This is a genomic window from Polaromonas sp. P1_G2 (genome assembly GCF_056405515.1).
In genome coordinates this window covers 1-1,723 of sequence record NZ_JBFUBY010000476.1, presented here as the reverse complement: position 1 = coordinate 1,723, position 1,723 = coordinate 1, and the positions used below count along the sequence as shown (strand labels likewise).

1 protein-coding gene is annotated in these 1,723 nt (G+C 62.4%); it reads right to left on the bottom strand.

The features are described 5' to 3' along the window. Positions 1 to 18 precede the first annotated feature (18 nt). Complete coding sequence (locus tag AC1D0P_RS25415) at positions 19 to 1,170, bottom strand: OmpA family protein (protein WP_477679267.1); 1,152 nt, start codon at positions 1,168 to 1,170, stop codon at positions 19 to 21. Positions 1,171 to 1,723 lie beyond the last annotated feature (553 nt).

The following is a 1,723-nucleotide window of genomic DNA, read 5'->3' as shown; positions in this document are numbered from 1 at the left end:
GGTTAATGTCTTATTTGCCTACTTTCCTTTGGGCGTGATCACCACGTCCACGCGCCGGTTGCGGGCCCGCCCCTCTTCGGTGGCGTTGTCGGCCACGGGCTGCGACTTGCCATAGCCCTTCACCGCCAGGCCCGCCGCCGGCACGCCTTCCTGCGACACAAAATAGTCCTTCACCGCGGCGGCCCGTTTGTCTGACAGCGCCTGGTTGCTGGCCTCATTGCCGACGTTGTCGGTATGGCCGGACACCATCACCGCCGCATCCGCGAACTTCTTCACGCGATCGGCCGCCTCATGCAGCGTCTGCCGAGCCTCCGGCTTGAGCGCCGCCTTGCCGGTGTCGAACAGCACCGCGGAATCCAGCGCGATGGTCACCACCTTGGGCGGCGTGAATTCATCGAAGTCGTGAGGGCCGTCGAATTTGGCGCGAAAGTCCACCGTCTCCGCCGACAGGTCCAGCCGCAAAATCACCGGCTGGCGTTTGTCGACCTTGCAGTTCATCACGCCGCGCTTGTCCAGGGTGGTGTTGCCCAGAGACAGCTCACACAGCCGTTCCGAGCGCAGGGTGTACAAGCCCAGCGTCAAGGCATTGCTCACGGCGGCCGAGGTGTTTTTGCCGTCGCCCGTCACGACCAGCTCGCCCGGCCCGGCATTGAAGGCGTAGTAATAGGACACCGCCTTTTTGATTCCCTCGCCTTTGATGCGGTTGCCCTTGAGGCGGGTCGGTTCGTCGATGTCGGTGGAGCCCGCGCCCGCGACAGGCTTGGCGGCGCCGGCAGCCTGGGGCGGCGGCAACTCAACCGGGCCTTCCAGCGCGATCGCATAGTCAATGGTCTCTTCGCTAAGGTCCAGCCGCAGGATCAGCGGCTGGGCTTTTTCGACCTGGCAATTGATCACGATGGTCTTGTCGGCATTGATGTTTCCGTGTGATTCGGAGCAAAGCTTGTTGGCCTTGAGGTCATACAGCCCAAACGCCAATGCCTGCGTCGCGCCGCTCGGTGAATTCTTGGCGGTCGCCGTGAGTTTGACGGTGCCGGCGCCCGCGTTCAGCGCGTAGTAGTAGGTCAGCTTCTGCTTGATGCCGGTGCCTTTGATCTCTTTTGCCGGCAAGGGTGTGGGGTTGTCCGGGTCGGTTGATGCCGCGGGCGTTGCGGCCACAGGTGCGGAAGACATGGCGGATGCGGGGCTTGCCGCAGGTGCGGGGGCTGGGGCCGGTGCGGTCACGGGGGCTGGAGCAGCAGCAGGCTGGGGGGCCGCCTCCTTCTTGCCGCAGGCTGCGAGCGTGATGCTGATAGCTGCGGCAACGCATAGCGTTGCAAGTCCTTGGTGTTTCATGGGAGCCCTCCTTAGGCGCTATGTTGTGGTTGTTATGTCACTGTGTAATGTGCTGTACGGTGGTGTTTTCTGTCAATTGGCCTTTGCTGAGGCGCTGGCCGAGTCTTGCTCCGGCCTTTGCGCTACTGCTCTCTCTGCTGAGGGTAGTTGGCCGGGGGTAGCCCGGCGGCTACTCACTTTTCTTTTGCTTCGCCAAAAGAAAAGTAAGCAAAAGAAAAGGCGACCCGCAGTCTGGGTCCCTACGCTTCGCTACGGGCAACCTGCGGTGCTCGACTACGGCGGGGTCTCGCTAAACTCGCTACGCTGCGCTTCGCTTGTATGTTTAGGGTGCTGGGGTGGAGAGTCACGCTTCGCAATCGGCCGTTAGCGCGGACCGACCGTTTGAGACTTC